This is a genomic window from Chromohalobacter sp. 296-RDG (genome assembly GCF_029889885.1).
Lineage (GTDB): Bacteria > Pseudomonadota > Gammaproteobacteria > Pseudomonadales > Halomonadaceae > Chromohalobacter.
Map to the genome: position 1 here is coordinate 1 of NZ_JARANY010000260.1, position 947 is coordinate 947.

1 protein-coding gene and 1 pseudogene are annotated in these 947 nt (G+C 57.2%); one reads left to right on the plus strand and one right to left on the minus strand.

What is annotated here, in order from left to right; genetic code table 11:
• Window positions 1-264, plus strand: a pseudogene (locus tag OP495_RS18950) (MFS transporter); the annotation flags it as partial.
• 76 nt (window positions 265-340) lie between these two features.
• On the opposite strand, the gene OP495_RS18955 reads toward OP495_RS18950, so the two are convergent.
• A partial coding sequence (locus tag OP495_RS18955) for a phosphate ABC transporter ATP-binding protein (protein WP_280571212.1) occupies window positions 341-947 on the minus strand: 607 nt, incomplete at its 5' end.

Genomic DNA, 947 nt, shown 5'->3' on the forward strand with positions numbered 1-947 from the left:
GGCATCGTGACAGGCATGCAGGAACCTACTGTCACCAGCTTGCTGATCCAGTTCTGGGGTAGCGAGCACCTCGGACGTTTGCGCTCGATTTTCGTGGCGGGCATGGTGTTCGCCTCAGGACTCGCCCCCGCGACCTTCGGGCTACTACTCGACGCAGGTATTACGTTCACCGCCATTCTCATGCTGATGATTGCCATGGTGAGTGTCGGGTTTCTACTTGCCTGGGGGCCCCTGACACGACAAGTACGCGCACCATCGTCATGAGGCATCGCCGGGTATAACAATAAAGGGCGCATGTGCGCCCTTTATTGTTCATACACCGACTTACTTGCAGGAGCCATCAGCCATAGCGACCAGTGATGTAGTCCTCCGCCTTCTTGGTATGCGGGTTGGCGAACATCTGCTTGGTGGCGTTGTATTCGATCATCTCACCGAGGTGGAAAAACGCCGTGTAATCCGCCACACGTGCTGCCTGCTGCATGTTGTGGGTCACGGTGACGATGGTGAAATCCTGCTTGAGCTTATCCATCAGGTCCTCAATCGTTGCCGTGGAAATCGGATCGAGTGCCGAGGTCGGTTCATCCATGAGGATGACGTCGGGACGCACGGCAATTGCCCGCGCAATGCAAAGCCGCTGTTGCTGCCCCCCGGACAACGAGGTTCCCGGCTCATAAAGCTTGTCCTTGACCTCGTTCCATAGACCCGCATCGCGCAACGCGCGCTCTACCAATTCGTCTTGGTCGGCCTTGCGGCTGACCATGTCGTGCATGCGTGGCGCATACGCGACATTTTCATGGATCGACTTGGGAAACGGATTGGGCTTCTGAAAGACCATGCCCACACGTCGACGCAGCGCCACTTCATCCATGCCGCGGGCATTGACGTCACGGCCGTCCATTTCCACCAGCCCCTTGATCCGCACGCTGCTGATCAAATCGTTCATACGA